25 protein-coding genes and 1 pseudogene are annotated in these 26,564 nt (G+C 72.2%); 12 read left to right on the forward strand and 14 right to left on the reverse strand.

What is annotated here, in order from left to right; all coding sequences use genetic code 11:
- From cyc2 to RH94_RS29460, 4 genes are all read right to left on the reverse strand, one after another.
- Positions 1-2,074: germacradienol/geosmin synthase Cyc2 (gene cyc2 / locus RH94_RS29445; protein ID WP_073951379.1), on the reverse strand; the 2,074-nt coding region annotated here is incomplete at its 3' end.
- Between the two features lie 133 nt (positions 2,075-2,207).
- The gene (locus tag RH94_RS29450; protein WP_073951380.1) at positions 2,208-3,395 is read right to left on the reverse strand and encodes a damage-control phosphatase ARMT1 family protein; all 1,188 of its coding nucleotides are present in this window, start codon (positions 3,393-3,395) and stop codon (positions 2,208-2,210) included.
- Positions 3,396-3,417: 22 nt separating this feature from the next.
- A complete protein-coding gene (locus RH94_RS29455; RefSeq protein ID WP_073951381.1) occupies positions 3,418-4,065 on the reverse strand; it encodes a ScbR family autoregulator-binding transcription factor in 648 nt (215 codons plus the stop codon).
- A 262-nt stretch (positions 4,066-4,327) separates the two neighbouring features.
- Positions 4,328-4,981, reverse strand: coding sequence for a Tat pathway signal sequence domain protein (locus RH94_RS29460; RefSeq protein WP_073951382.1), 654 nt, complete (start codon positions 4,979-4,981; stop codon positions 4,328-4,330).
- Positions 4,982-5,453: 472 nt separating this feature from the next.
- Here RH94_RS29460 and RH94_RS29465 point away from each other — a divergent pair, with 472 nt between their 5' ends.
- Together RH94_RS29465 and RH94_RS29470 are read left to right on the forward strand one after the other, a co-directional pair.
- On the forward strand, positions 5,454-6,122 hold the full coding sequence (locus tag RH94_RS29465) for a DUF6230 family protein (protein WP_073951383.1): 669 nt from the start codon (positions 5,454-5,456) through the stop codon (positions 6,120-6,122).
- 4 nt (positions 6,123-6,126) lie between these two features.
- Entirely contained in the window at positions 6,127-6,585 is a 459-nt protein-coding gene (locus RH94_RS29470) for a DUF6114 domain-containing protein (protein ID WP_073951384.1), read from the forward strand.
- 140 nt (positions 6,586-6,725) lie between these two features.
- On the opposite strand, the gene tatA is transcribed toward RH94_RS29470, so the two are convergent.
- Positions 6,726-6,989, reverse strand: a complete 264-nt coding sequence (gene tatA, locus RH94_RS29475; protein ID WP_073951385.1) for a Sec-independent protein translocase subunit TatA — start codon at positions 6,987-6,989, stop codon at positions 6,726-6,728.
- A 220-nt stretch (positions 6,990-7,209) separates the two neighbouring features.
- Here tatA and RH94_RS29480 point away from each other — a divergent pair, with 220 nt between their 5' ends.
- The 6 genes and pseudogenes from RH94_RS29480 (at position 7,210) to RH94_RS29505 (ending at position 12,917) form a co-directional block, all read left to right on the forward strand.
- The gene (locus tag RH94_RS29480) at positions 7,210-7,665 is read left to right on the forward strand and encodes a tellurite resistance TerB family protein (RefSeq protein ID WP_073951386.1); all 456 of its coding nucleotides are present in this window, start codon (positions 7,210-7,212) and stop codon (positions 7,663-7,665) included.
- Positions 7,666-7,960: 295 nt separating this feature from the next.
- Positions 7,961-8,914: pseudogene (locus RH94_RS29485) on the forward strand (substrate-binding domain-containing protein); the annotation flags it as partial.
- Between the two features lie 188 nt (positions 8,915-9,102).
- Positions 9,103-11,505 (forward strand): sensor histidine kinase, encoded by a 2,403-nt coding sequence (locus tag RH94_RS29490; protein ID WP_073951388.1) that lies wholly within the window; start codon positions 9,103-9,105, stop codon positions 11,503-11,505.
- A gap of 42 nt (positions 11,506-11,547) precedes the next feature.
- Positions 11,548-11,976 carry a roadblock/LC7 domain-containing protein gene (locus tag RH94_RS29495; RefSeq protein WP_073951389.1) on the forward strand — a complete coding sequence of 143 codons (429 nt, stop codon included), beginning with the start codon at positions 11,548-11,550 and terminating at the stop codon, positions 11,974-11,976.
- A gap of 1 nt (position 11,977) precedes the next feature.
- On the forward strand, positions 11,978-12,334 hold the full coding sequence (locus RH94_RS29500; protein WP_073951390.1) for a DUF742 domain-containing protein: 357 nt from the start codon (positions 11,978-11,980) through the stop codon (positions 12,332-12,334).
- Positions 12,321-12,917, forward strand: coding sequence for a GTP-binding protein (locus tag RH94_RS29505; protein ID WP_073951391.1), 597 nt, complete (start codon positions 12,321-12,323; stop codon positions 12,915-12,917). The genes RH94_RS29500 and RH94_RS29505 overlap by 14 nt, the downstream gene beginning before the upstream one ends.
- Before the next feature lie 95 nt (positions 12,918-13,012).
- Here RH94_RS29505 and RH94_RS29510 read toward each other — a convergent pair whose 3' ends face one another.
- From RH94_RS29510 to RH94_RS29530, 5 genes are all read right to left on the reverse strand, one after another.
- A complete protein-coding gene (locus RH94_RS29510) occupies positions 13,013-13,972 on the reverse strand; it encodes an ABC transporter substrate-binding protein (RefSeq protein ID WP_107428854.1) in 960 nt (319 codons plus the stop codon).
- A gap of 117 nt (positions 13,973-14,089) precedes the next feature.
- Positions 14,090-14,758 (reverse strand): ABC transporter permease, encoded by a 669-nt coding sequence (locus RH94_RS29515; protein WP_073951392.1) that lies wholly within the window; start codon positions 14,756-14,758, stop codon positions 14,090-14,092.
- Positions 14,755-15,471, reverse strand: coding sequence for an ABC transporter permease (locus RH94_RS29520; RefSeq protein ID WP_073951393.1), 717 nt, complete (start codon positions 15,469-15,471; stop codon positions 14,755-14,757). Before RH94_RS29520 ends, RH94_RS29515 begins: the two co-directional genes overlap by 4 nt.
- Positions 15,468-16,622, reverse strand: a complete 1,155-nt coding sequence (locus tag RH94_RS29525) for an ABC transporter ATP-binding protein (protein ID WP_073951394.1) — start codon at positions 16,620-16,622, stop codon at positions 15,468-15,470. Before RH94_RS29525 ends, RH94_RS29520 begins: the two co-directional genes overlap by 4 nt.
- Before the next feature lie 298 nt (positions 16,623-16,920).
- The gene (locus tag RH94_RS29530; protein WP_073951395.1) at positions 16,921-17,286 is read right to left on the reverse strand and encodes a DUF6479 family protein; all 366 of its coding nucleotides are present in this window, start codon (positions 17,284-17,286) and stop codon (positions 16,921-16,923) included.
- 354 nt (positions 17,287-17,640) lie between these two features.
- Here RH94_RS29530 and RH94_RS29535 point away from each other — a divergent pair, with 354 nt between their 5' ends.
- Positions 17,641-20,283 (forward strand): SpoIIE family protein phosphatase, encoded by a 2,643-nt coding sequence (locus RH94_RS29535; RefSeq protein ID WP_073951431.1) that lies wholly within the window; start codon positions 17,641-17,643, stop codon positions 20,281-20,283.
- Positions 20,284-20,351: 68 nt separating this feature from the next.
- Here RH94_RS29535 and msrB read toward each other — a convergent pair whose 3' ends face one another.
- From msrB to RH94_RS29555, 4 genes are all read right to left on the reverse strand, one after another.
- Complete coding sequence (gene msrB / locus RH94_RS29540) at positions 20,352-20,759, reverse strand: peptide-methionine (R)-S-oxide reductase MsrB (protein WP_073951396.1); 408 nt, start codon at positions 20,757-20,759, stop codon at positions 20,352-20,354.
- Positions 20,760-20,773: 14 nt separating this feature from the next.
- The gene (murC, locus tag RH94_RS29545) at positions 20,774-22,162 is read right to left on the reverse strand and encodes a UDP-N-acetylmuramate--L-alanine ligase (RefSeq protein WP_073951397.1); all 1,389 of its coding nucleotides are present in this window, start codon (positions 22,160-22,162) and stop codon (positions 20,774-20,776) included.
- A 42-nt stretch (positions 22,163-22,204) separates the two neighbouring features.
- A complete protein-coding gene (locus RH94_RS29550; RefSeq protein ID WP_199881087.1) occupies positions 22,205-22,678 on the reverse strand; it encodes an indole-3-glycerol phosphate synthase in 474 nt (157 codons plus the stop codon).
- 187 nt (positions 22,679-22,865) lie between these two features.
- On the reverse strand, positions 22,866-23,693 hold the full coding sequence (locus RH94_RS29555; RefSeq protein ID WP_073951399.1) for a pyrimidine reductase family protein: 828 nt from the start codon (positions 23,691-23,693) through the stop codon (positions 22,866-22,868).
- A gap of 37 nt (positions 23,694-23,730) precedes the next feature.
- Between RH94_RS29555 and zapE the strand changes: the two genes are divergently transcribed.
- The 3 genes from zapE (at position 23,731) to RH94_RS29570 (ending at position 26,552) form a co-directional block, all read left to right on the forward strand.
- On the forward strand, positions 23,731-24,852 hold the full coding sequence (gene zapE, locus RH94_RS29560; RefSeq protein WP_073951400.1) for a cell division protein ZapE: 1,122 nt from the start codon (positions 23,731-23,733) through the stop codon (positions 24,850-24,852).
- Positions 24,853-24,893: 41 nt separating this feature from the next.
- Positions 24,894-25,472 (forward strand): carbonic anhydrase, encoded by a 579-nt coding sequence (locus tag RH94_RS29565; RefSeq protein ID WP_073951401.1) that lies wholly within the window; start codon positions 24,894-24,896, stop codon positions 25,470-25,472.
- A gap of 159 nt (positions 25,473-25,631) precedes the next feature.
- Complete coding sequence (locus tag RH94_RS29570; protein WP_073951402.1) at positions 25,632-26,552, forward strand: slipin family protein; 921 nt, start codon at positions 25,632-25,634, stop codon at positions 26,550-26,552.
- Positions 26,553-26,564 lie beyond the last annotated feature (12 nt).

Consider the following 26,564-nt stretch of genomic DNA (forward strand, 5'->3'; position numbering starts at 1 on the left):
CCCGCCGGTGCCAGTTGAGGATGCCGGCCATCCAGTTCTGCAGGTCGGCGACATAGCCCCGCATGGTCGCGCGGGCTTCCTCCGACAGCTCGAAGTCATCGCAGAGAATGGGGAGTTCGTGTGCCGCGACGTGCTCGAACTGGCGCATGCGCTGGGTCATCAGGTCGTGGACGACGGCGAGCGCGGCCGGGTAGTCGATGCCGAAGAAGTACTGGACGACGAGGACCGCGTTGTGGATCTCGCCCTCGTACTCGATCTCCTTCTGGTACGAGAAGACGTCGTTGAGGAGGCAGGCGTAGTCGACGGCCGCGTTCTCCAGGGAGCGGACGGGGCCGCTGCGGTAGACCTCGGGAGGGATGGCCGGGCCGTGGCCCATCCGGCACAGGCTCAGGGTGAGGTCGGCGCCGAAGGTGGCGCGCCGCATCTCCAGGTAGTCGACCGGGTCGGGGACGCGGTTCTGGAGCTGGTTGGACAGCTCCCACACCCAGCTCTCGGTCATCGTGTCGATCGCGCGTTTCAGGGTGCGCCGCTGGTCGGGGGTCATCCCGGCGGTGGTGCGCGCCCACAGGTCGGTCAGGGCGTGCTCCATGGCGTTCGCGGGGACGAGCGACGTCTCCCCCTCGACGGGCATGCAGGCCGACAGGCGGGCCGTGGTCACCTTCGCGGCGGCCAGGTCGCGGCGGTGGCCGTGGACGAGCGGGTAGTAGTCGTCGCCGTAGGTGCCGAAGGCGAGCCACTGCGCGCTCAGGTCGAGGGCTTCGGGGGTGGCGTCGGGGTCGATCCCCGCCGAGCACAGCGCGAGGTCGTAGGCGGCGAGCTTGTCCTCGTCCCACACGCCCTCGGCGAGGATGCCGGTGCGGTGGCACCACTCGGTCAGGGTGCGGCGGGCCGTGTCCAGGTGGGGACTGAGCTGCAGCGGGTACGGCATGTACAGGTCGGGGATGCGGGACGGGCCGACCTTCTGGAAGGGCACGTGCGTGTAGGCGCGCAGACGCTCCGCTCCGGCCGCCGCGAGCAGCGCGCCCACGTCGGCCGCCGAGGTGCCGGGGCCGGACGGGCGTTTCCAGGGGTTGGTGGAGCGGGCCCGTTCGTTCATGTACCGGCTGGAGCGCATGTGCCACTCGTGGCCGCCGGACTGCCAGTCCTGCAGCCCCTTGGTGTACGCCGCCACCGCCGCGACCTCGTCCGGGGCAAGGCCCGTCTCCACGGCCAGTGCGGGGACTTCGGTGAGCGCGGTGTGCTCGAACTGGTGCAGCCGGGAGGTGAGCACGTCGTTGACGCGGTCGGCGGCCTCCTGGGTGGCGCAGCCGAAGAAGGTCTCCAGCACCAGGACGCCGTTGCTGAGCTCCCCCTCGTCCTCGACCTCCCGCTGGTAGGAGAACAGGTCGTTGCGCAGGTGCACGGCGTCGGAGAAGGTCTCCATCAGCACCCTGAGCGGCCTGGATCCGGCGACGGCGGCGGGCACTTCGGCGGTCGCGTACTCCACGAGCCCCGCCGACCAGGGGGCGCCGCCGACCTTGCGGCGCATCTCGATGTACTCGACGGGGTTGGAGATCCGCCCCTCGTTGATGTTGGACAGTTCCCACAGGGACTCGTTCAGCAGGTGCTCGGTCGCCACCGCGAACCGCCGGCGCCAGCCGTCCGACATCGAGGGCACCGTGCGCGCCCACAGGTCGGCGAGGCCCGCCTCGACCGGGTTCTCCGGCTCGGGCACGGGGGTGGCGGGGTCCAGCGGCATGAACAGGGGCAGCCGGTCCAGGTACGCCTTGCCGCCGGCGCGGTCCTGGCCGCGCTTGAAGGTCTCCAGGAAGTGGTCGTCGAAGAAGAAGACCCACACGTACCAGTCGGTGATCAGGGACAGGGCGGGTCCGTCGCAGTCGGGGTGGGTGTAGGCGCAGAGCAGTCCGTAGTCGTGCGCGTCGAGGTCGGCCTGCTCCCAGATCCCGGAACCCTCCAGCATGCCCATCTCGCGCGCCCACCGCGTCGAGTGGGCACGGGCCTCGTCGACGTGCGGGTTGAGCCGCGCGGGATACGGCATGTAGAAGTGCGGGAGTTCGAAGGGCTGCTGCGTCATGGCCGGGGCCCTACCCGCGACACTCCGGCACCATCCGCGGGCCCGGAGCCGATCACACCTTCGCGTGAATCGGCCGGTGAACAGGGGCTGTTCCCCGGCCTTCCCGGTCCCTCTCAGGTCCTGCCAGGCCCTCTCAGGGCCTGACCTGGATCAGTGCGTGCACGCCGCCGACACGCCAGTGGCCGCCCTCGGTGGCGTCCAGCGCGGCCTCGGTGGACGCGTCCAGACCGGTGATCACGTCGGACTTCAGGGTGCGCAGGGCGGCGACGGGGCCGGGGAAGTGGTCGGTGACGTCCGCGAAGGGCGTGGTCGGGGGCCACAGGTGGTCGCCGACCAGGCGCCGGTAGTTCAGGTCGCCCTTGAACACGGTCAGCGTGGCCGCGCCGAACTCCTCGCGCAGGTCGCCGGGCATCGCGGCGTACGGCAGCGGGGAGCAGGAGAAGGGATGGGCCCGGACCGTGAGCCGGCCGTCGGTCAGCGCCGACCACAGGCGGCGCCCGTATCCGGCGGCCGCACCGGGAGCGGCCGCCAGCCGGCGCACGGCGTCGACGACGTCGGCGGTGGTGGCGTCGGAGACGTAGTACGGGTACGGCTTGACGTGCAGGACCGCCCGTTCGGCGCTGCCGTGGGCGAGGAGGTGGGCGACGAGGAGGAGGTCGGGGACGAGTTCGCGGCCGGCGTTGTCGGCGACCAGGCAGAGCGTGCCGGCCCGGGAGGGCGACAGCAGCGACCAGAGCGTTTCGCTGTCGTCGGCGACCAGGCCGGGGGCCGGCTGCGTGGCCCGCGCGGCCTGAGCACCCGCCGCCGAGAGCCGGAAGCCCAGGTCGGCGCGGTTGCCCCAGAGGGAGCCGTGCAGCAGGGCGGCCGCGCGCCGTGGTGGCGGCTCGCTCTCCAGCGCGTCGAGTGCCGCCAGTTCCTCGTCCGTCTCCGGGGAGTCGAGTTCGGCGAGTTTGAACGGGCGGAAGGGGTCGACGCCCTGCCAGGGGCCGGGCGCGAAGTAGCCGACGGCTTCGAGGAGCCGGCGGTAGAAGTAGCTCTCGGACCACAGCCACGGCACGTCGAACCAGGACCGGCCCGCGTACTGCCCGAGTCCCCAGGCCTGCCAGCGGTCCCGGTCGTGCGCGTCGGCGGGAAGCTCTTCGATCACGCCCTTCGTGCAGCTGTCCAGCAGGGCGTCGAGGGCGCGGTGCTGTTCGGGGCCGTAGGGGAAGGCCTCCCGCACCTGCCGGATGACGGCCGGGTGCCGCTCGGCCAGCACGCTGTGCGGGAAGGAACCGGGCTCGTTGCCGAGGAGCACGGGCGCGGACGGGGTCGAGGGCATGCGCCTCACCGTACCGCGCGGGTCATACGACGGCGATCTCCCGCTCCAGCCGTGTGGCGAGGCTCAGATAGCGGGGGCGCCGGTGCACCGGGACCAGGCCGCGGATCAGGAGGTGCCACATCTCGGTCGTCCTGCGCGGCAGCCGCGCCACGGGTTCCAGGGGCCGGCCCGCGACCCGGGTGCCGACGAAGAAGCAGACCAGGGAGTGCGCGACGGCGTGGACGTCGACGTCCGGCTGGATGTCGCTCTCCCGGGCGGCGCCGAGCAGTTTGCGGGTGATGATCTCCAGCCACTCGGTGAAGGGGTGCCGCAGGGGCGGGCGTGCCTCCACTCCCCCGGTGGCGAGCCGCAGGCCGGCCCGGGTGATCGGGCCCTCCACGGCGAGCCGGGTGAGCGCGTACGTGATGCGGATCAGGGCCTCCAGCGAGGAGCAGCCGCGCCCGTCCACGTCACTGGTCACCCGGTGGGCGGCCCGGGACTGCAGTTCCATGATGGCCTGGGCCAGATCTTCCTTGGCCGCGAAGTGGAAGTACAGGGCACCCTTGGTGACGTTCGCGTGTGCGACGATGTCGCTGAGGCTGGTGCGTTCGTAGCCCTTCTGGTCGAACAGGTCGGCGGCGGCTGTGATGATCGTCGCGCGGGTCTGCTCGGCGCGTAACTGCCTCGGCATCGACAGGACACTCCCGGGGCCGTGACGAACGGGGCATGCCGTTTGTTCTCACTCGCGTACACGATAACTCACCTCCCTGTGACGTCCATCCGGCCCCCCGGGACCCTTCACATCCCAACGTCGGCCCGCTGCTGGCCAGTTGCCGGCCAGTTGCCTGAACGCTGCGGGGCCGGCGGGCGGCGCCGCCGCGGTGCTGGTGCTCACCGGGGGCGCCGCCCCGGCCCCGCGTCCGTGTCGACGCCGAACCGCGTGACGCGGCGGTTCAGTTGACGTGGACGGGGGCTCCGGCGTCGGTGACCGGGGCGTACTTGGCGGTGAAGTAGCCGTTGCTGAAGCACAGCGACGAGCCGGACACCTTGGTGAACTGCTGGTTGGTGAAGGCGATGCTGCTGTCGGCGTTGTCGGCCTTCCCGGTCAGGGCGGCCGCCCTGTAGACGCAGGTGACGCTGCCCAGCAGGGTGCGCAGCTTGACCGTGGTCTGGATGGTCGAGCCGCCGGCGGGGGTCACGGTGAGGGTGCCGCCGGAGTCCACGGTGGCGGTGTACGGCAGGTTGTCGACCGTGATGCCGCTGACGCCGAGCACGCCGACGACGTTGCTGGTGCAGCTGCCGCTGTCGAAGGTGTGCCCGGTCACCGACTCCGTCGCCGTGCCGGGGGCGGCCGGGTTGTCGGTGACGGTGGCGGCGAAGGTCGAGGCGGTGCAGGAGACGCCGCTGGTTCCGGTCGCGCTGGAGTAGAGCGTGGCGCTGGTGCCGCTCGCCAGCTGGGCGGCCAGGACGTCGCCGACCGCGACCGGGGTGCCGTCGGCGCCGCCCGTGGTGAGCACCGCGCCGCCGGCAGCGGAGGCGGGGGCGATCGCCGGGAGCGTCAGCGCGGCGACCGCGGCGGCGAGGGTGAGGAAGGGACGCGTACGCATGGGGGGACCTCGTTTCTGCAGTGGGGGCCGAATGAGGCGGGAACGCCGCGAACGGAGAACGAGGAAGGGCGCGGGAAGAGCAGGGAAGAGCGAGGGAAGAGCGAAGGAGGGATCCCCGTGCTCCGAGGAGGAACGCGGCGGTGCCGCGCGGCGGATCCGGCGCCACGGATCCGAGAGAAGTCAGCCAGAGTTGTAAAGCTGTCCAGCCGTCAACGTCAAGGGTTCACACGGAAGTCGGCCCGGGTGCCGGGCATTCGGAACCGTGGCGGCACACCATGGCCACCTTTCTCCCACAAACGCCTTGACCCCTGGGTGTAACCATCGGTAACTTCCTCGAAGGCTACTGCCGCGTAACGAGAAAGCCCTTGCGCCCGCCGGAAGACGTCCGGGCGGGCGCGGCCGCCGCTGTCCGCGCCAGGGCAACGGGCCGTTGTACTCCGAACCAGCATGGACTATGCCCACGGGAGCAGACATGGCCTCGTCCTCGAACCTCACGTCGTCGTCCGGCGAGAACTCCGGACACCCGGAAAGCGGTTCCACCGGCGTGGAGAGACGCGGCCGAGTCCGGCCGCGCCGCGCCGCGGTCATGGCGGTGCCGGCGACGCTGGCCGCCGCGGGCCTGGCGGTGCTCACCGCGCAGGGTGCGCTCGGCGTGCAGTTCGCGATCTCCGGGATGCCGTTCACGGTCACCGCGACCGAGCTGAACGGCACCGGCTTCGAGCAGTTCGGGGCCCTGGACAACATGGCCGAGGACAGCCCCAACGCGGGGGACACCGGCGGACAGGTGCTGGTGGTCACCTCCGCGATCAAGAGCGCGACGCTGACCAAGCTGTGCCAGAGCGTCGACCTCGGCGGCACCAACCTGCTGATCACCGCGGGCAGCGGTGCGACCAAGGTGACCGCGACCGACCTGACGACCGACTCCACCGAGCTGTCGGGCGACGCGGCGTTCAGGAACATCGAGATCGGCAACGACGCGAGCACGTTGACCAAGGCGGGCGTACAGGGCCCGAAGGGCGTGTTCAGCCAGCAGGCGGACACGGTGCGCATCGCCAACCTGCGGCAGACCAACTACGCCACGACGGCGGGCGTGTTCAAGCTCCCGGGCCTCAAGCTCCGCTTCAGCGAATCGGGTTGCTGAACCGATGGCGCACGACACGCCCGTAGCGGCGAGGACGGCACCGGTCGCGCCGCGGCCGGGACCGCGGGCCGCCTTCCGCCGCTGGCGGGCCGGCCGGCCCTTCTGGGGCGGGCTGCTGCTCACCCTGGGCGGTACGGAGATCCTGCTGACCGAGAAGGCGTCGCTGAAGGTCGTCCTGCACATCGGGATGCAGGGGCTGGCCGGCTATCTGCTGCCCGCGCTGATGGTGCTGTGCGGGCTGCTGACCCTCTTCAACCCGGCCCAGCGCCTCTTCTACTCCTGCACCGGCATCCTGCTCTCCCTGGGCACCTGGCTCACCTCCAACCTCGGCGGCTTCTTCCTCGGCCTCCTCCTCGGAGCGACCGGCAGCTGCCTGGTCTTCGGCTGGCTCCCGGACCAGGAACCACGGCGCGCCCGCAGGAGGCGGCGCGCGCGGGCGACGACCGCGGCGCCGGGCGACTGACCGGACGGGCCGCCGAAGACGTCCCGCCCCNCCCCTCCCGCCGGCCCGGCGGGCGTACGGGCGTGCACACGTCGTACGCCCGCGCGGCGCCGGGCCGTGCGGGGCGGGCGCCGCGGACGGGCGGACCCGGTCCGCCGCGCTCAGTGCTCCCCGGTCGGCGGCCGGGGCCGGTCCGGTGCGGGCGCGGGGGGCGTCGGCTCCGTGGCGGGGTGGACGCTCGTCGGCTCCGGCGGGGCGGACCGCGCCGGGTCCTCGTCCTTCATCGCCCTCGCCTCGCTCTTGAGGATGCGCATCGACCTGCCGAGCGCTCGCGCGGTGTCGGGCAGCTTCCTGGAGCCGAACAGGACGATGACCACGATCGCCACGATCAGCAGGTGCCAGGGTTCCAGTCCGTTGCGGAACATGACCGGGTCCTCTCTTTTTCAGGCCCTTCCTGTGTACGCCCCGCCGGCCCACCCGGCAACGACGGCCGGTCGCCGTACGAGCCCGCCGGCCCAGGCGGTGGAACACGGCCGGAACCCGCCGGAACTTATCCGGGCCGCCGTCAGTTTCTACGTTGTTGTAGATGCGGGCCGGTCCCGGACCCGGATCGTGCCCGCACCCGACCTCACACTTGGAGAGCACATGGCCCTGTGGGACCGCATCAAGGACTCCGCGACGCAGATGCAGAACCAGCTCGTGGCGAAGAAGAACGACCTGAAGAGCGGCGCCTTCCGGGATGCGAGCATGGCGATGTGCGCGCTCGTGGCCGCCGCCGACGGCACCGTCGACCCCTCGGAGCGGCAGCGCGTCGCCCAGCTGATCGCCACCAACGAGGTCCTGCAGAACTTCCCGGCGGACGACCTGCGCCGCCGCTTCGAGGACAACCTCGACAAGCTGACCGCCGACTTCGACTTCGGCAAGGTGAGCGTGCTGCAGGAGGTCGCCAAGGCGAAGAAGAAGCCCGCCGAGGCCCGTGCCGTGATCCAGATCGGCATCGTCATCGGCGGCGCGGACGGCGACTTCGACAAGACCGAGCAGGCCGTGGTCCGCGAGGCCTGCTTCGCCCTGGGTCTGCCGCCGCACGAGTTCGACCTCTGAGCCGCCCCGGGCGGGGGCGTCGGCGAAATGCCACGCAACCGCCAGGACGGCGGAAAAGATCACGATGCGGCACCGAGAGCCGACCACGGGATCAGATCACTTGACTACCTGCGGTCACACAGGGTTGGCTCCGCCTCAACGAGAGTCACCCGGGGGGCGTTTGCCCCCCGGGACCCACCCGTGCTCTCGTGGATCCCCATGCTCGGCCGCACAGCGAGGTGCCGCACCCTCATGAACACTCCTCCCCCGTCCGACACCTCCCGCAGAACCGCGCGCGGCACGGCCGTGGCGGCCNGCCACGGCCGTCTGCCTGCTCCTCGCCGGCTGCTCCGGCGACGGCGAGGCCGACGGCTCGGACAAGGACGCCGCCGGACGGCCGGGCGGCGCGCGCATGAAGGTCGTCCTGGTCACCCACGGGGCACCGGGCGACGCCTACTGGGACCTGGTGCAGAAGGGGGCCGAGGTCGCCGCGGCCAAGGACGGCATCGACCTGACGTACGCGAACGACGCCGATCCCGAGGGGCAGGCGAAACTGGTGCGGCAGGCCGTCCGCGACAAGGTCGACGGGATCGCCGTGACGCTGGCCAAGCCGGAGGCGATGAAGGGCCCGATCGCCGAGGCCAGGGCCGCCGGCATACCGGTGGTCGGCCTCAACTCCGGTATCGACGCCTGGCGGACGGAAGGGGTCCTGGAGTACTTCGGCCAGGACGACAGCGTCGCCGGCCGCGCCGTCGGCGAGAAGCTGAACGACCTCAAGGCCAAGCACACGCTGTGCGTCATCCACGAGCGGGGCAACGTCGGCCTGGAGGCGCGCTGCGCCGGTGTGAAGAAGACGTTCGGCGGCCAGACCCAGATGCTGTACGCGGACGGCACCGACATGGACGCCGTGACCGAGTCCGTCTCCGCGAGTCTGCGCCGGGATCCGAGCATCGACGAGGTCGTCACGCTGGGCGCGCAGTACGCGCTCGCGGCGGTGAAGTCGGTGAAGCAGACGCGCAGCAAGGCCCATGTCGCCACCTTCGACCTCAACAAGGACCTCGTCGCCGCGGTGCGCAAGGGGGACGTCCAGTTCGCCGTGGACCAGCAGCCCTATCTGCAGGGCTACCTGGCCGTGGACGCGCTGTGGCTGTACCGCACCAACGGCAACGTCAGCGGTGGCGGCGTGGCCCCGGTGCTCACCGGCCCGGCCTTCGTGACCAAGAAGAACGTGGCCGCGGTGGCGAAGTACGCGGCCAACGGCACCCGTTGACGCGGACACCACGCGGGTCCGGTGGTCTCGAAAGTTTCGGTCGGTCTCGGTGCGTACGATCACGTGTACGGATAGCATCCTGCGCACCCCTGGTTCCGTACCGGACACGCGGCCACCCCCCGCGCGCGTCCACCGGCTCCCCCTTGCCGCCCCCCGTCCCCGCTTCCCGCTGATCGCCTAGGACGACGATGTCTCCACGGACAGGTGCACGGCGCCGTATCGGCTCCATCCGTCTCTCCCTGATCCTGCTCGCGCTGGTCCCCAGCGTCACCCTCGCCGCCATGTGGGGCATGACGACGACGCAGATGTTCTCCGAGGGCCTCCACCTCAGGTCGCAGACGCAGCTGAGCAGGTCCACCGGTGCCATGGGCACCGAGGCGACCCTGGCGCTGCAGCGCGAGCGCAGGCTGTCGGCCGCGTGGCTGGCCACGGGGCACGGCTCCCGGACCGAACTGGACGCGGCCCGCAAGCAGACGGACACGGCGGTCGCCAAGCTGGTCGGGCAGACGGACGCGATCCGCAAGGCGCCGTCCCGCATCAGGGACCGGATGTACTCGGTCGTCGCGTCGGTGGGCAGCCTGGAGTACTACCGGGGCCAGGTCGACAACCCCGTCGACATCACCCCCGAGCAGGCACTGGACCAGTACACCTCGATCATCGACGACCAGATCCACGCCTTCCGGGAGCTCTCCGAGGTCGACGACGGCGACCTCACCTCGCAGGCCGGGCCGCTCGTCTCGATCGAGCACGCGGCGGAGCTGGTCTCCCAGCAGGACGCCCGGCTCACCCTGGTCTGGCCGACCGGACGCCTCGACGACGAGGCCTGGACGCAGTTCGCCCGGCTCGTCCACGCGCGCCGCTGGATGGTCCAGGACCAGATCGTCCCGGCCCTGCGCGACAGCACCAAGACGCAGACCGAGCAGATCCTGCAGAGCAGCGACTGGCAGGCCCTCGAACGCATCGAGGACCAGATCCTGGCCGCCCGGCCCACCGGCCGGGGCGGCGCCCGCACGGTCCGGCTGCCGGACGCGCAGCAGCGGTGGAACGCCGCGCTGGCCGGGGTCACCGCCCAGTACGAGCGGCTGGTCACGGAGCAGACGGGCGCCCTGCTGGACCGCAGCGCCGACCAGGCGCGCCGGCTGCTGATCACGGCCGCCTCGCTGAGCGCCGCGGGCCTCGTCGCGGTGCTGCTGTGCGCCGTCGTGTCCTGGCGGATCACCCGCTCGCTGTCCCTGCGGCTGCGCGGCCTGAGGATGGCCACCCTGAGCCTGGCCCAGGAGCGGCTGCCCGACGTGGTCGCCCGCCTCGAGCGGGGCGAGAAGATCGACGTGGACCTCGCGGCCCCGCCGCTGGACTACGGCCACGACGAACTCGGCCAGGTGGCCAAGGCGTTCAACACCGCGCAGCGCACGGCCGTGCACACCGCGGTGGAACTCGCCGACACCCGGCGCGGCTTCCAGAAGGTCATCCTGGGCATCGCCCGGCAGAGCCAGAACCTGGTCAACCTCCAGCTGAGCAAGCTGGACGCGCTGGAGCGCGAGCACACCGACCCCACCGTCCTCAAGGGTCTGTACGAACTGGACTCCACCGCCAGCCAGTTGCGCCGTTACGAGGAGAACCTCGTCATCATCAGCGGCGAGCAGCCCCGGCGCAGCTGGGCCGAACCGGTCGCGCTGATCGACATCCTGCGCAGCGCCGTCGGCGAGGTCGCCGAGTACCAGCGGGTGGAGGTGCACACCGACGAGGAGGTGAGCCTCGCGCCGCCGGCGGTGGCCGACGTGATCCACCTGCTGGCGGAGCTCATCGACAACGCGACCGTCTACTCCGCCGCGCCCGCCCCCGTCACCGTGCGGGCGGCGATGGTGGCCAAGGGCCTGGCCGTCGAGATCGAGGACCGCGGCCTCGGCATGTCCGAGGAGGAGTACGCCGCGTTCAACGCCCACTTGGCGGTGGCCCCGAAGTTCGACGTGGTGGCGCTGGCGGACGACCTGCGGCTCGGCATGTTCGTGATCGGCAAGCTGGCCGCCCGGCACGGCGTCGCCGTCACGCTGCGCTCCTCGCCGTACGGCGGCACCACGGCCATCGTGCTGATCCCGCACGACATCGTGGTGCGGGAGGCATCCGGCGCCGAAGTCCCGGGGACCACGGCCGCCGGCGCCGACGCCGATGCCGCCGGCGCCACGGTCGCCGCTGCCGTCGCGGCCGTGCCGCGCGCACGGACCGTCCCGCACGTCGCCCCGGCGCGGACCGGCACCGCCGCGGCACGGACCGCCGTCCCGGAGCGGGCCGCCACCCCGGAGCGGGCCGCCGTCGCCGCGGCCGGGTCCTCCCGGGGCGACGGGCTCGCGCCGCTGCCGCGCCGGGTGCCGCAGACCAGCCTGGCCGCCGAGCTCCGCGAGGAGCCCGCCCCGGCCGACGGGGAGACCCCGGCCGACGACGGGGACTTCACCGCGGAACGCGCCGCGTCCTCCCTGGCCGGCTTCCAGCGCGGCACGTTCAGGGCCCGCGACGAGGACGAGCCGGTGCCGGACGACCAGGAGGACGCGCCGCCGGAGCCGGAAGCCCTCCTGCCGCCACAGGCCCATCCGTGACCGTGACGTGAAGACCAACGACCGCTGAAGAAGGACACCGACATGACACACGCCGCCCCCGCCACGCACACCCAGCTCGACCAGCTGCTGACCGGACTCGTCGACCGGGTCGCCGAGGTGAGCCACGCCGTCGTGCTCTCCGAGGACGGGCTGGTGGTCAGCAAGTCCACCGGGTTCCCGCGCGACGACGCCGAACGTCTCGCGGCGACCGCGTCCGGCCTGATGAGTCTCAGCAAGGGCGTCAGCATGGACTTCCGCGGCGGCCCGGTGCGCCAGGCGCTCATCGAGATGGCCAACAGCTACCTGATCCTCACCTCGGCCGGTCCCGGAGCCCACCTCGTCGTCCTCACCGGGCCCGGCGCGGACGTCGGTGTGGTGGCGTACCAGATGAACATGCTGGTGAAGAAGATCGGCGAGCACCTCAAGCAGGCGCCGCGCGCCGGTGTCGTCCCGCCCGTCAGCGGCGAGTGAGGTGAGCGGCGGCGACCCGGCGGGCCGCCTGGTACGGCCCTTCACCTTGACCGGGGGACGGACCCGGCCGAGCCGCGCCGACTTCACTCTCATCACCACGGTGACCGCGGTGGACCCGCCGCCCGCCGGGGCCGCACGGCCGCAGCCGGAGCATCTGCGGATCCTGCGGCACTGCGCCCGGCCGGTCGCGGTGGCGGAACTCGCCGCGCATCTGGACCTTCCGGTGAGCGTGATCGTCATCATGCTCTGCGACCTGTTGGAGGCGGGCCGGATCACCGCGCGTCCGCCGCGTGAAGTCTCCGGTGTACCGGACTTGGAGCTGCTGCAGAAAGTGAGGGACGGTCTTGCCCGCCTCTGACACCGCCGTACGGGCGCCCGCGCCCCCCGACACGCTCAAGATCCTGATCGCCGGAGGCTTCGGCGTCGGCAAGACCACACTGGTCGGGTCGGTCAGCGAGATCGCGCCGCTGCGCACGGAGGAGTCCCTGACCGCGGCCGGTCTGGACGTCGACGACCTCGACGGGATCGAGGAGAAGCGGACCACCACCGTCGCCCTGGACTTCGGCCGCATCACGATCAGCGACGACCTCGTGCTGTACCTCTTCGGTACGCCCGGGCAGCAGCGGTTCTGGTTCATGTGGAACGACCTCGCCCTGGGCGCCCTGGGCGCCGTGGTCCTCGTCGACGTGCGCCGGCCGAAGGTGAGCTTCGCCGCGATCGACTTCTTCGAGCGCCGGCGCATCCCCTTCGTGGTCGCCGTCAACGGCTTCCACGGGGAGCACCCGTACCCGGTGGAGGACATCCGGGACGCCCTGGCGCTTCCGGAGCACGTCCCGGTGGTGCTGTGCGACGCGCGGGAGCGCGAGTCCTGCCGGGACGTGCTGGTCGTCCTGCTCGACCAGTTGATCGCCTCCGCCGAGCGGACGGAGGCCCGCGTCTGAGGGGACCCGGACGCGTCGCCCGAGCGGGGCGGGGCCGGTACGGCGCCGGCGGCACCCGCGTGGTGCCGCCGGCGCCGCTGCGCCGCCGCGGTGCGTCAGTCGAGGCCTGCCGACTTCAGCCAGGCCTTGGCGACGTCCAGCGGGTCCTTCTTCTCCACCTGCACCTGGGTGTCCAGGTGCAGCAGGGTGGCCGTGTCCAGCTTGGCGGAGACGGCGTTGAGCGCGTCGACGCCCTTCTGGTCCAGCCCGCTCTTGTACACCAGCGGCTGGACGTTCTGGAACCCGAAGAGGTTCTTCGGGTCCTGCAGGACGACGAACCTCTCCTTGGCGATGGTCGGGTCCGTGGTGAAGAGGTCCGCGGCCTGCACGATGTTCTTCTTCAGTGCCGTCTGGGTCAGCGGGCCGCCCGCGTCCAGCGCCTTGAAGGACTTGAACTCCACCCCGTACACCGACTTCAGGCCCTCCAGGCCCTGGTGCCGGGTCTGGAACTCCGGTGAGCCGCCGATGACGAGGTCCTTGGCGATGTCCTTGAGGTCCGCGATGGAGGACTTCTCGGTGAGGCGGTACTTCCTCGCCGTCTCCTGGTTGACGGTGACGGAGTCCTTGTCCTCCGCGGGCGCCGGCTCCAGCAGCGTCAGCTTGGGGTCCAGCTCGGCGTTGATGGCGGCCGTCGTCGCGGCGACCGTCCTGGGGACGGCGTTCTTGTCGAGGTAGGCCAGCAGCGCGCCGTTGTACTCGGGCAGCACGGTGACCGAGCCGTTCCTGAGCAGGCCGTAGGTGGCCTCTCGGCTGCCGATGTTGGGCTTGTAGGTGACCTTGATTCCCTTGGCCTTCAGGGCCTCGCCGTAGATGTCGGCGAGCAGGATGCTCTCGGCGAAGTTGTTGGAGCCGACGACGACCGTGTCACCGCTCGCCCTGTCCCCCGAGAGCGGGTCCTTGCCGCTGCCACCGGAGGACGAACACCCCGCGAGGAGCGCCGTGGTGGCGGCGAGCGCGACGGCGGCCGCGACGGGGTGTCTGGTGCTGTGCCTGGTGCTCTTCGCGTAAGGAATCACTCACTGATCCAAGCCAGCGTCTTCTCCCCCAGTCAAGAGCACCGGGCCACCGATTCGCTTCCCCGCACGGCCGGTCGTGCCGGCGGAGCGGTGCGGTGCCGTGTCCTCGCCCCGCCGTCAGCCGCCGCGCCGCACCCCCGGCGACACCGCGGCCCGTGCCACCGCCCAGAACACCGCGAGCGTCGCCAGCGCCAGCACGGCGACCAGGGCGGCCCCGCCCGCGACCTTCTCGTAGTCGCGCTGGTAGAGGCCGTCGATGATGTACCGCCCGAGGCCGCCGAGGCTGACGTACGCGGCGATGGTGGCCGTGGAGACGATCTGGATGGCCGCCGAGCGCAGGCCGCCGAGGATCAGCGGGAGCGCGACGGGCAGTTCGACGTGGAAGAGGATGCGGGACTCCCCCATGCCCATGCCGCGGGCGGCGTCCACCGGGGACGGGTCGACGGAGCGCACCGCCTCGTACGTCGTCACCAGGATCGGCGGGACGGCGAGGACGACCAGCGGGATCATCACGGGGACCATGCCGAAGCCGAGCAGGATGAACATCAGCACCAGCAGGCCGAAGCTGGGCAGCGCCCGCCCGGCGGTGGCGATCAGGGCGAGGGTGTTGCCGCCGCGCCCGTAGTGCCCGGTGAGCAGGCCGACCGGCAGCCCGATGGCGGCGGCGAGGACGAGCGCCAGCAGGGAGTACCGGATGTGTTCGGCCAGGCGCGTGGGGATGCCGTCGTAGCCCTGCCAGTGGGCGCCGTCGCTGAAGAAGGCGTTGACGAAGTGGAGTACGTTCACCGGTCGGCGTCCTCCGGGGCGGGTACGGCCGCGTCGGGCCGGGCCTGGGCGTCCTTCGGTCTCCGGCCCCCGGTGCCGCGCGGCATCCAGGGCGTCAGCAGCAGGCGCAGGAGGACCAGCGCGCCGTCGGCGAGGACGGCCAGGGCCGCCGTGGTGACCACGGAGTTCACCGCGAGTTCGGGCCGGTGGTAGATGTTGGCGTCGTGGAGCAGGTTGCCGAGGGCCCCCTGGTTGCCGATCAGCATGCCGACGCTGACGAGGGAGATGCTCGACACGGTCGCCACCCGCAGCCCGGCGATGATCGCGGGCACCGCGATCGGCAACTGCACCTGCGCGTACCGCCGCAGGGGACCGAAGCCCATCGCGGTGGCGGCGGCGAGCGTCTCCGGCGGCACCGAGCGGACGCCGTCGACGATGGCCGGGACGAGCACGACCAGGCTGTAGACGGCGAGCGGGATCATCACGGTGAGCTCGGTCTGGCCGGTGTAGTCGATGAGGACGACGAAGAACGCCAGTGACGGGATGGCGTACAGCACGGTCGTCAGGCCCAGCACGGGCGGGTACAACCAGCGGAACCGCACGCACAGTTGGGCGAGGGGCAGGGCCGCGACGAGACCGGCCAGGACCGGCAGCAGGGCCTCGCGCAGATGCAGGCCGATCAGGCCGAGCCAGCTGTGCTGGAGGTCGCTCGGGATGTCGAAGAATCGGTTCACCCGGCGACCCCGGCCTCGGCCCCCGCTTCGGTCCCGGCAGCGCTGCGGCCCCCGGCGTGGGCGCTGCGGATGGCCTCGCCGATGGCCTGCTGCGAGACGACGCCGACCACGCGGCCGGTGCCGTCCACGGCGACCGCCCAGCCGGTCGGCGAGAGCACGGCGCCGTCCAGGGCGGCACGCAGGGACTCGCTGCCGTACTCGAACGGCCGCCCGTGGGGCAGCAACCGGTCCGGGTCCGGGGACCCCGCGGTGAGCTCGTCCGGCTCGCCCCAGCCGAGGGGCCTGCCGTCGGGGTCGGTGACGAGGAGGTAGGGCACGCCGGGGGTGACGCGGGCGGCGATCTGCTCGGCGGTGGAGTCGACCGAGACGATCGGGGACTTCTGCAGCCGGAGTCCCCCGGAGGCGAAGAAGGACAGCCGGCGGATGCCGCGGTCGGCGCCGAGGAAGTCCTCGACGAAGCCGTCCGCGGGGGCGGACAGCAGCTCGGCGGGCGGGGCGTACTGGGCGAGCCGGCCGCCGGTGCGCAGTACCGCCACCATGGTGCCGAGCTTGACGGCCTCGTCGATGTCGTGGGTGACGAAGACGACCGTCTTGCCCAACTCGTCCTGGATGCGGAGCAGTTCGTCCTGGAGCCCCTTGCGCACCACCGGGTCGACGGCGGAGAACGGCTCGTCCATCAGCAGCACCGGCGGGTCCGCGGCGAGCGCCCGCGCCACGCCGACGCGCTGCTGCTGGCCGCCGGAGAGCTGGTAGGGGTACCGCTTGGCGAGCGAGGCGTCGAGTCCGACGCGCTCCATCAACTCCGCCGCCCGCGCACGGGCCTTGTTCCTGCCCCAGCCGAGCAGGCGGGGCACGGTCGCGATGTTGTCGACGATGGTGCGGTGCGGGAAGAGGCCCGCGTTCTGGATGACGTACCCCATCGACCGGCGCAGGGTGTTGACGGGCTGTTCCTGGATGTCGGCACCGTCCAGGAGGATACGGCCCTCGCTGGGCTCCACCATCCGGTTGATCATCCGCAGGGTGGTGGTCTTGCCGCAGCCCGACGGTCCGACGAGGACGGTGATCGAGCGGTCCGGGATCTCGAGCGAGAGCCGGTCGACCGCCACCGTGCCGTCCGGGTACCGCTTGGTGACTGAATCCATCCGTATCAAAACGCCGAACACCCTTCGGATCTGGCAGGAGCTGTCGCTTCTCGGTCACGGTCGTTCGGGCGGGCTGTCGCGGGGAGAGTCTAGACGCCGCGCACGGTACGACCTCGGTACCCCTACCCCGTGTCCCGGGCCGGAGACGTCGTACGACCGGGACCGGCACGAGCGCCCCGGCGCGCGTACCGGCGTCATGGCTCCCGCCCGGCCCAAGAGGGCCGGAGGAGGTGCGCACCACGCGCCGACAACACGGGGACGGGCCCTGATGGGCCCGTCCCCGTGGGCGGGTGCGATCTCCGTCGGGTCAGGTCCGACCGCCGCCACCGCCGCCGAAGGAGCCGCTGCTGCCGGGGGACCAGCGGCGCCGGTGCTGGTCCGGCTTGCGCCGGGTCCCGCTGGCGTGCAGTTCGTAGGGCATGAGCCGCTCCCCGTTGTCGCAGTGCACCTCGTCCGGCTCCCGCATCTCGTTGATCTCGTGGACGGGCCCGGTGACCGGCAGGTGCGGCTGCTCGGCCTCGGTCGGCCGGTCCGACTCCCGGCGCATCACGCCGATACCGATCAGGACGGCCCCCACCAGGGCCCCCGCGATGATCAGCCCGCCGATGAAGGCGCCGAGGGGACCCCAGACGTTCGTCCCCGCGGCCAGTACGACGTAGGAGGCTGTGTCCATGTTTTCCACCCGCCTCGCCAAGGAAAGCGAAGAGTACGGGTGACGCCATTGGCGTCACCTATGCACCATATTGTCCCATTGCGGGAGCGCACTGCAAGGCGTTGCGGCTCGTCGCCACCGCGTGACCCCGCCCCGCGCCCCGCCGCGGACCCCGCCCAGGACACCTGACGGCGAACCTCTGGAACTCCCGTGGCCGCCGTGGTCGCCGGTGCTAAAAATGGTCATATGGCCGGATTCTTCATCCGGTGCAGGATTGCGACCTCCCGGATCCTCACCGGCCGTCGTCCACTCCGGCACCGTGCGGATCCGGGGCCGAGCACACGCAGTTTCGCCGCCCGGACGTTCGTCCTGCAGATGGTGATACTGCTGGTCCTGATCGGCTCCGTGGGAGCCGTCCTCGTCCTGCAGGCCCGGCGCGGCAGCCTCGATGAGGCCCGGGACCGCACGCTCTCCGTGGCCACCGCGTTCGCGAGTGCCCCGGGGACGGTGGAAGCCCTGGACGGCCCCCATCCGACGGCGGTCCTGCAACCGCGCGCCGAGGCGACCCGGATGCGCACCGGGGTGGCCTTCGTCGTCGTGTACCGGCCGGACGGGATCCGGCTCACGCACCCCGACCCCGCCCTGATCGGCAAACACGTCATCGGCCCGTACGAGCAGGCGACGCGGGGCAAGCCCTTCACGAAGGTCATCACGGCGAGCCGTGGCCCCGCGGTCGACTCGATCGTTCCCGTCTTCCGGCCGGACGGCTCGGTCGCCGGCGTCGTGAGCGTCGCCATCACGCTCGAGACGGTGAACGGTACGGTCGCGCGCCAGATGCCGGTCCTGATCGGCGCCGTCGCGGGCGCGCTCGTCCTGGCCACGGGCGGGTCGGCCTGGGCGAGCAGGCGGCTGCGGCGGCAGACCCACGGTCTGGGCCATGTCGAGATGACGCGGATGTACGAGCACCACGACGCCGTCCTCCACTCCGTGCGGGAGGGCGTCCTCGTGCTCGGAGGCGACGGCCGGCTGCTGCTGGCCAACGACGAGGCGCGGCGGCTGCTGGACCTCGCGCCGGACGCGGAGGGGCGCCCGGTCGCCGATCTCGGCCTCGAACCGCGGATGGCCGGGCTGCTGGACTCCGGCCGGGTGGCCAGCGACGAGGTGCTCCTCGCGGGAGACCGGCTGCTGGCCGTCAACATACGCCCCACGGACCGCGCGGGAGGGCCACCGGGCAGCGTGGCGACGCTGCGGGACACCACGGAACTGCGCGCGCTCTCGGGCCGGGCCGAGGTGACCCAGGAACGCCTGGGGATGCTGTACGACGCCGGTGTACGGATCGGCACCACGCTGGACGTCGTACGGACCACCGAGGAGCTGGCGGAGGTCGCCGCCCCGGGCTTCGCCGACCTGGTCACCGTCGAACTGCTGGACCCCGTCCTGCGCGGCGACGAGCCGACGCCGACGGCGGACATGCGCCGCACGGCCATCCGCGGCACCTGCCCGGACGCGCCGCTCTTCCCGGTGGGCGAGTCGATCGGCTGGCTGCCCGGCACGCCCATGGCGGTGGCACTGGAGAGCGGTCACGCGGTGCTGGAGGCCGACCTGGGCGCCGCCCCCGGCTGGCAGGCCCAGAGCCCGGAAAGGGCCCGGGAGGTCCTCGAGTACGGGATCCGCTCGCTCATCGCCGTGCCGATGCGGGCGCGGGGTGTCGTGCTGGGACTGGTCGACTTCTGGCGGACGGACCAGCGGGACCCCTTCGACGAGGAGGACCTGTCCTTCGCCGGGGAGCTGGTCGCGCGGGCGGCCGTGTGCGTCGACAACGCGCGCCGCTACACCCGCGAACACGGCGTCGCCGTGACCCTCCAGCGCAGCCTGCTCCCCCGGGAGCTGCCCGAGCAGGACGCCCTGGAGGTGGCCCACCGCTACCTGCCCGCGCAGGCCGGCGTGGGCGGGGACTGGTTCGACGCCATCCCGCTGCCGGGCGCCCGCGTGGCCCTCGTCGTCGGCGACGTCGTCGGGCACGGTCTGCACGCCGCCGCCACCATGGGCCGCCTGCGCACCGCCGTCCACAACTTCTCGGCCCTCGACCTGCCGCCCGACGAGATCCTGGCCAACCTCGACGAGCTGGTCGCCCGGATCGACCAGGACAAGGCGGCCGAGGCCGAGACCGATCCGGTCACCGGGGCCACCTGCCTGTACGCGATCTACGACCCCGTCGGCGGACGCTGCACCGTGGCGACGGCAGGTCACCCCGGGCCCGCGCTGGTACGTCCCGACGGCACGGTGGACTTTCCCGAGGTGCCCGCCTCCCCGCCCCTCGGCCTGGCGGCGGGCCTGCCCGTCGAGACCGCCGAGCTGGACCTGGCGGAGGGGTCGTGCCTGGTCCTGTTCACCGACGGGCTGGTCGAGGACCGGGACCGGGACATCGACACCGGCCTCGCCCTGCTGCGCGACGCGCTGGCCGGCCGGCCCGGCCGGGACCCGGAGGAGACGTGCCGGGCGGTGGTCGACGCCGTGCTGCCGCCCCGCCCCAGCGACGACGTCGCGCTGCTGGTGGCCCGCACCCGCCTGCTGGACCCGGCGCGCGTCGCGGACTGGGACGTGCCCCGCGACCCCGCGACCGTCGCCCCGGTACGCGCGGCGTGCGTCCGGCAGCTCGGCGCGTGGGAACTGGAGGACGTGGGCTTCAACGCCGAGCTGATCCTCAGCGAACTGATCACCAACGCGATCCGCTACGGCAGCGAGCCGATCCACGTCCGGCTGCTGCACGGCCGCGACCTCGTCTGCGAGGTCTCCGACGGCAGCAGCACGTCACCGCACCTGCGCAAGGCCGCCACGACGGACGAGGGCGGGCGCGGCCTGTTCCTCGTCGCTCAACTGGCTCAGCGCTGGGGAACGAGGTACACACCCCGGGGCAAGGTCATCTGGAGCGAACTGTCCCTCCGGGACGGAGCGGCGGAACCCGGCAAGGACGTGGGCGACCTGCTCCTCGACCAGTGGGCCGACGAGACGTTTTGACGGGCCGTGGCCCACACCCACGGGGTTCCCGGCGACCACGGCGTCTCCCGGCCGGAGCCGGGTCCGCCTCACTCCTCGTCCGACACCAGACGCAGGGAGATCGAGTTGATGCAGTACCGCTGGTCCGTCGGGGTCGGGTAGCCCTCGCCCTCGAAGACGTGTCCGAGGTGGGAGCCGCAGCGGGCGCACCGGACCTCGGTGCGGACCATCCCGTGGGAGCGGTCCTCCAGGAGTTCCACGGCGTCGGTGTCCTTCGGGTCGTAGAAGGACGGCCAGCCGCAGTGGGACTCGAACTTGGTGCCGGAGGTGAACAGCTCGGCGCCGCAGGCCCGGCAGGAGTACACGCCCCTGGTCCTGGTGTTCGTGTACTCACCGGTGAAGGCGGGTTCCGTACCGGCCTGGCGCAGCACCGCGTACTCGGCCGGGGTCAGCTCCGCGCGCCACTGCTCGTCCGGCTTCTCGACGTCGTACGGCATGAGACTCAAGCCCCTTACTTCGACAGACGGTCCAGGATGCGCGGTCCGAGGTCGGTGACGTCGCCCGCGCCCATGGTGAGAACGAGATCACCGGCCTTCGCCATTCCCGCGATCACGTCCGGCACCTCGGCCTTGTCGTGCACGGCCGTGACGCCGGCTCCCGCCGCCCTGGCCGCCTCGACGATCAGCTCGCTGGTGATGCCGGGGATCGGGTCCTCGCGGGCCGGGTAGATGTCCAGGACGACCGAGGCGTCGGCGAGGGCGAGGGCCTGGCCCATCTCCTTGCCCAGTTCCTGGGTGCGGGAGAAGAGGTGCGGCTGGAAGACGACGAGGATCCGGGCGTCGCCGGCGGCCGCGCGCATCGCCTCCAGGTCGGCGGTCATCTCGGTGGGGTGGTGGGCGTAGGAGTCGATCACCTGGACGCCGGCGGCCTCGCCCTTGAGCTGCAGCCGCCGCTTGACGCCGGTGTACGCGGCGATCGCGGGGGCGAGCTCGGCGGCGGGGATGCCGAGGGCGGCGCCCGCGGCCAGCGCGGCGACGGCGTTGTGCGCGTAGTGGCGGCCGGGGACGGAGACCGCGAAGGTCAGCTCGGTGCCGTCCAGCACCGCGGTGACCTCGCTCTTCAGGCCCTGCGGTACGACGGACAGGACCCGTACGTCGGCGTCCTCGGCCTCGCCGTACGTCACCGTGCGCACGGAGCCCGCCAGGCGCCGGGTGAGTTCGCGCGCGCCCTCGTGGTCGGCGGAGATCACCAGCGTGCCACCGGGGACGATCCGGTCCGCGAAGGTCTGGAAGGACTCGTAGATCTCGTCCATCGAGGCGTAGTTGGCGTGGTGGTCGAGCTCGACGTTGAGGACGATGGCGACCTCGGGCGCGTACTTGTGGAAGCTGCGGTCCGACTCGTCCGCCTCGGCGACGAAGATGTCGCCCTCGCCGTGCAGCGCGTTGGAGCCGGGGGCGTCCAGGTCGCCGCCGATGGCGTACGACGGGTTCAGGCCCAGCTCGGTGAGGGAGACCGCCAGCATGGAGGTGGTGGTGGTCTTGCCGTGGGTGCCGGCCACGGCGAGCGGGCGCAGGCCCTCCATCAGGGCGGCCAGGGCGTCGGAGCGGTGGACCACCGGGATGCCCAGCTCGGCCGCGCGGACCAGCTCCGGGTTGTCCTCGCGGATCGCCGAGGAGACGACGACGCAGCTCGCGTCGTCGGCGAGGTGCCCGGCCGCGTGCCCGATGTGCACGGTGGCGCCCAGCGCGCGCAGCGCCTCGGCGGTCGCCGACTCCCTCGCGTCGCTGCCGGCCACCTTGGCGCCGCGCTGCGCGAGGATCTTGGCGATGCCCGACATTCCGGCGCCGCCGATGCCGATGAAGTGCGGTCGGTCCATGGCGGTAGGAAGGCCGGGTGCCATGCGTTTTTCTCCCCAGGTGGTGCGGCTGCGGTACGACGTACCCTATGCCTTGCTGTGGGAGAAGAGTTTCAGGACCGGTACGCCGACCTTGTGGCGGGCCCGCGAGGCCCAGTCGCGGTGGAAGAACTCCTCCACGTAGTGCGGGTCGGTCAGGACGATGACCTCGTCGGCGTCGACCTCGGTGACCAGGGTCTTCAGGGCGTCCAGCGGGTGGTCCTCGACGAGCCGCCCCTCGGCCCGGCCGCCGGCCGCGCGCAGCGCCCTGAGGGACACGTCCAGGGCCCGCTCCCCCTCGCCCTTCGCGGCCTCGCCCTCGGGCGTCTCGCCCTCGCGCGCCGCCTCGTCGAGTTCGCCGAGCGCGATGTCGTCGATGGCCCGCAGCAGCCGGTCCGCCTGGTCGCCGCGGGGCTGGAGCAGCACGTGGAAAAAAACCGGCTCCTCGCCGTGCAAGGTGGTGACGAACTCCACGTCGGCGGACGTCAGGGCCTTCTCGATCATCAATACGCTTGTGAACACCAGGCGCCCCTTCTCCTCCGGGGGCCCACGGCCCCTCCGTCTGCCTTCGCGGGCCGTACCAGCCCCTGCGGAAACCATCCTGCCCCGTGATCGCACGGGTATCGCGGGATTTGTGCGCCGGTCGCACACCCCGGCAACGCGCGGGCCGCACATCCGGCGGTGCGCCGGCCACGCACCCCGGCCCCGGTCAGTCCCGCCGGTAGCGGCTGAACAGGAAGCCCTCCTCCTCCAGCAGGGAGGCGAGGGCGAAGCGCCGGGGAACCGCGAGGGAGGGGCCGCCCGTGATGCGCTGGGCGTTGCCGGCGGTGAGCATCGGGGAGACGGTGAGGCACAGTTCGTCGAGGACGCCGGAGGCCACCAGCTGGCCGAGCAGGCGGGGGCCGCCCTCGGTGAGCAGGCGGGTGTGGCCGAGTCCGGCGAGGGCCTGGACGGCACGGGCGGGGTCGATGCCGATGCCGTCGCCGGCGATCACCACCCGCGCGCCCGCCTTCTCCGCCGCCGCGATCCGGTCGGGTGCCGCCGCGGCACCCGTGAGGATCAGCGTGGGCACGAGGGGCGAGGTGAACAGCGGCAGCGTGAAGTCCAGCTCCAGGCTCGCGGTGACCACCGCGATCGCCGGGGCCGGCCCCTGCCCGGCCGCCTCCCGCAGCGCCGCGAACTCCGCCCGCGCCCGGGCCGGGCGGTACCCCTCCTGGCGTACCGTCTCCGCACCGACCACCACGACGTCGGCCAGCCCCCGCAACGTGCCGAAGATCCGCATGTCGGCGGCGCTGGAGATGGGCTGCGAACGGCCCTCGTGCTGTGCGGCCCCGTCCAGCGTGGCCACCATGTTGGCGCGCAGCCACGGCTCCCGGCCCTCGGGTCCGCGCTCCGGGTAGGCGTAGGCGTCCGCCAGCTCGGCGAGGGTCCACTCCCGGTCCTCCAGGGCGCCGGGCGCGCTCGCACCACCGGCCCCGCGGGCCCCGTCCGGGGCTTGGGCAGCTGTTTCGTCGGTCACAGGGAACAGGCGTCGCATGCCGTGCAGTGTTCCACGCCGCTTACCATGGGGAACCGTGTCGTCCTCCACAGCCCCCTCCGGGCTCAGCCCCCTGACCGACGCGGCCCCGCTGTCGCTGTGCGCCCGCGAGCCGCACGTCCCCGCCGACCGGCTGGTCGCCGAGATGGTGCCGCCGCCGCGCTTCGACGCGGTGCGCTTCGCGACGTACATCCCGGACCCTGGGCAGCCCAGCCAGACCGAGGCCGTGCGGGTGCTGGAGGACTTCTCCGCCGGGCTCGGCGGTGCGCCCTCGGCCGGCTCCGCCAGGCGCGGCTTCCTCGGTTTCGGGAAGGGCAGGAACAAGAAGACCGCCAGGGGCAGGGCTCCCGCCGGCCCCCGCGGCGTCTACCTCGACGGCGGCTACGGCGTCGGCAAGACCCACCTGCTGGCCTCCCTCTGGCACGCCACCGAGGCCGAGCCCGCCCGCAAGGCGTTCGGCACGTTCGTGGAGCTGACCAACCTCGTCGGCGCCCTCGGCTTCCAGAAGACGGTCGAGACCCTCTCCGGCCACCGGCTGCTGTGCATCGACGAGTTCGAGCTGGACGACCCCGGCGACACCGTGCTCGTCTCCACGCTGCTCGGCCGGCTCGTCGACGAGGGCGTCGCGCTCGCCGCCACCTCCAACACGCTGCCGGGCAAGCTCGGCGAGGGCCGGTTCGCCGCCGCGGACTTCCTGCGCGAGATCCAGGGCCTGTCCGCGCGCTTCCGCACGCTGCGCATCGACGGCGAGGACTACCGCCACCGCGGCCTGCCCGAGGCACCGGCGCCCTACTCCGACGAGCAGGTGACCAAGGCGGCGCACACCACCGGCAACGCCTCCCTCGACGACTTCCCGCAGCTCCTCGACCACCTGGCCAGGTTGCACCCCAGCCGCTACGGCGCCCTGACCGACGGCGTGGCGGCCGTGTGCCTCACCGGGGTGCGGCCGGTGCCCGACCAGTCCACCGCGCTGCGGCTCGTGGTGCTCGCGGACCGGCTCTACGACCGTGAGGTGCCCGTGCTGGCCTCGGGGCTGCCCTTCGACCGGCTGTTCAGCGAGGAGATGCTGAACGGCGGCTACCGCAAGAAGTACTTCCGCGCGATATCCCGCCTCACCGCCCTCGCCCGGGACGCCAAGGGATTCGTCGAGACGGCGTGACGCACAGTGCGCGCGCGGCCGCGCTGCGTTAGCGTGAGCTCATGCAGCCCTTGATCGACAATGCCCGTACGTTCGGACGGCGGCCGGCGGACTTCGCCCGGCTCGCCGAGGGTCAGTCCCCCGAGGTCCTGTTCATCACCTGCTCCGACTCCCGGGTCGTCCCGGCCCTGATCACCGGCGCCCGCCCCGGCGAGCTGTTCGAGCTGCGCACCGCGGGCAACATCGTGCCGCCGTACGCCTCCGCGCACCCCACCAGCGAGGCGGCCACCATCGAGTACGCCGTGGAGGTGCTCGGCGTCCGCGAGGTCGTCGTGTGCGGCCACTCGCACTGCGGGGCCGTCGGCGCCCTGGTCCGCGGGGACGACCTCGACGCCGTACCCGCCGTGCGGGACTGGCTGGTCCAGGCGGCGCCCCTGCCCAGGGGTGCCGCGGAGGACCCGGCGGTCGCCGAGGGCGTGCAGGCGCACGTCCTGACGCAGGTGCTGCGGCTGCGCTCGTACCCCTGCGTCGAGCAGCGGCTGGCGGACGGGCGGCTGAACCTGCGCGCCTGGTACTACGAGGTGCACACCGGCGTGGTGCTCGCGCACTGTCCGCGCACCGACATCTTCACCGCTCTGTGAGCACCGCACTGTGAGCACCGCTCTGTGAGCACCGCACTGTGAGCACCGCACTGTGAGCACCGCTCTGTGAGCGTCGCGGCCCGCCCACTTTTCCCGGGTCGGGCCTATCGTGGAAACAGGCGCACAAGAAGCAGACGGCCGTCCGTCCGAGGAGTCGCCATGGTGCAGGAACTGGTGACCGCTGTGATCGCCGCGGGCTGCGCGGGGTTCGTCTACCTCGCCGCGGCGATGCGAGTCGTCAAGCAGTACGAGCGCGGGGTGGTGTTCCGGCTCGGGCGGCTGACCGGTGAGCCGCGACCACCGGGCCTGGCGATGATCATCCCGTTCGTGGACCGGCTCTACAAGGTCAACCTGCAGATCGTCACGCTGCCGATCCCCGCCCAGGAGGGCATCACCCGGGACAACGTGACCGTACGCGTGGACGCGGTCGTCTACTTCAAGGTGGTCGACCCGGAGAGCGCGCTCATCCGGGTGGAGGACTACCGGTTCGCGGTCTCGCAGATGGCCCAGACGTCGCTGCGTTCGATCATCGGCAAGAGCGACCTGGACGATCTGCTGTCCAACCGCGAGAAGCTCAACCAGGGGCTGGAGCTGATGATCGACAGCCCGGCCGTCGGGTGGGGCGTGCAGATCGACCGCGTGGAGATCAAGGACGTGTCCCTGCCGGACACGATGAAGCGGTCCATGGCCCGGCAGGCGGAGGCCGACCGGGACCGGCGGGCCCGCGTCATCAACGCGGACGCGGAGTTCCAGGCGTCCAAGAAGCTGGCCGAGGCGGCGCAGCAGATGGCCGACACGCCCGCCGCGCTGCAACTGCGGCTGCTGCAGACGGTGACGGCGGTCGCCGCGGAGAAGAACTCCACGCTCGTCCTGCCCTTCCCCGTGGAACTCCTCCGCTTCCTGGAAAAGGCCCAGCAGTCGCCGGAGCCGGCACCGGCGTCGGCACCGGCGCCCCCGACCCCCCTCGACCAGGCCCCGGCCGCCCCGATCACTCCCGTCCGCACCACCGCCGACGCGGCCACCCCCGAGCCCCCCGTCCCGGACGGCACCGGATCCCGTCCGCAGACGGCTCAGCCGTAGGACCGGCGGGGG

Origin of the sequence: Streptomyces kebangsaanensis (assembly GCF_001906585.1) — a bacterium.
Lineage (GTDB): Bacteria > Actinomycetota > Actinomycetes > Streptomycetales > Streptomycetaceae > Streptomyces > Streptomyces kebangsaanensis.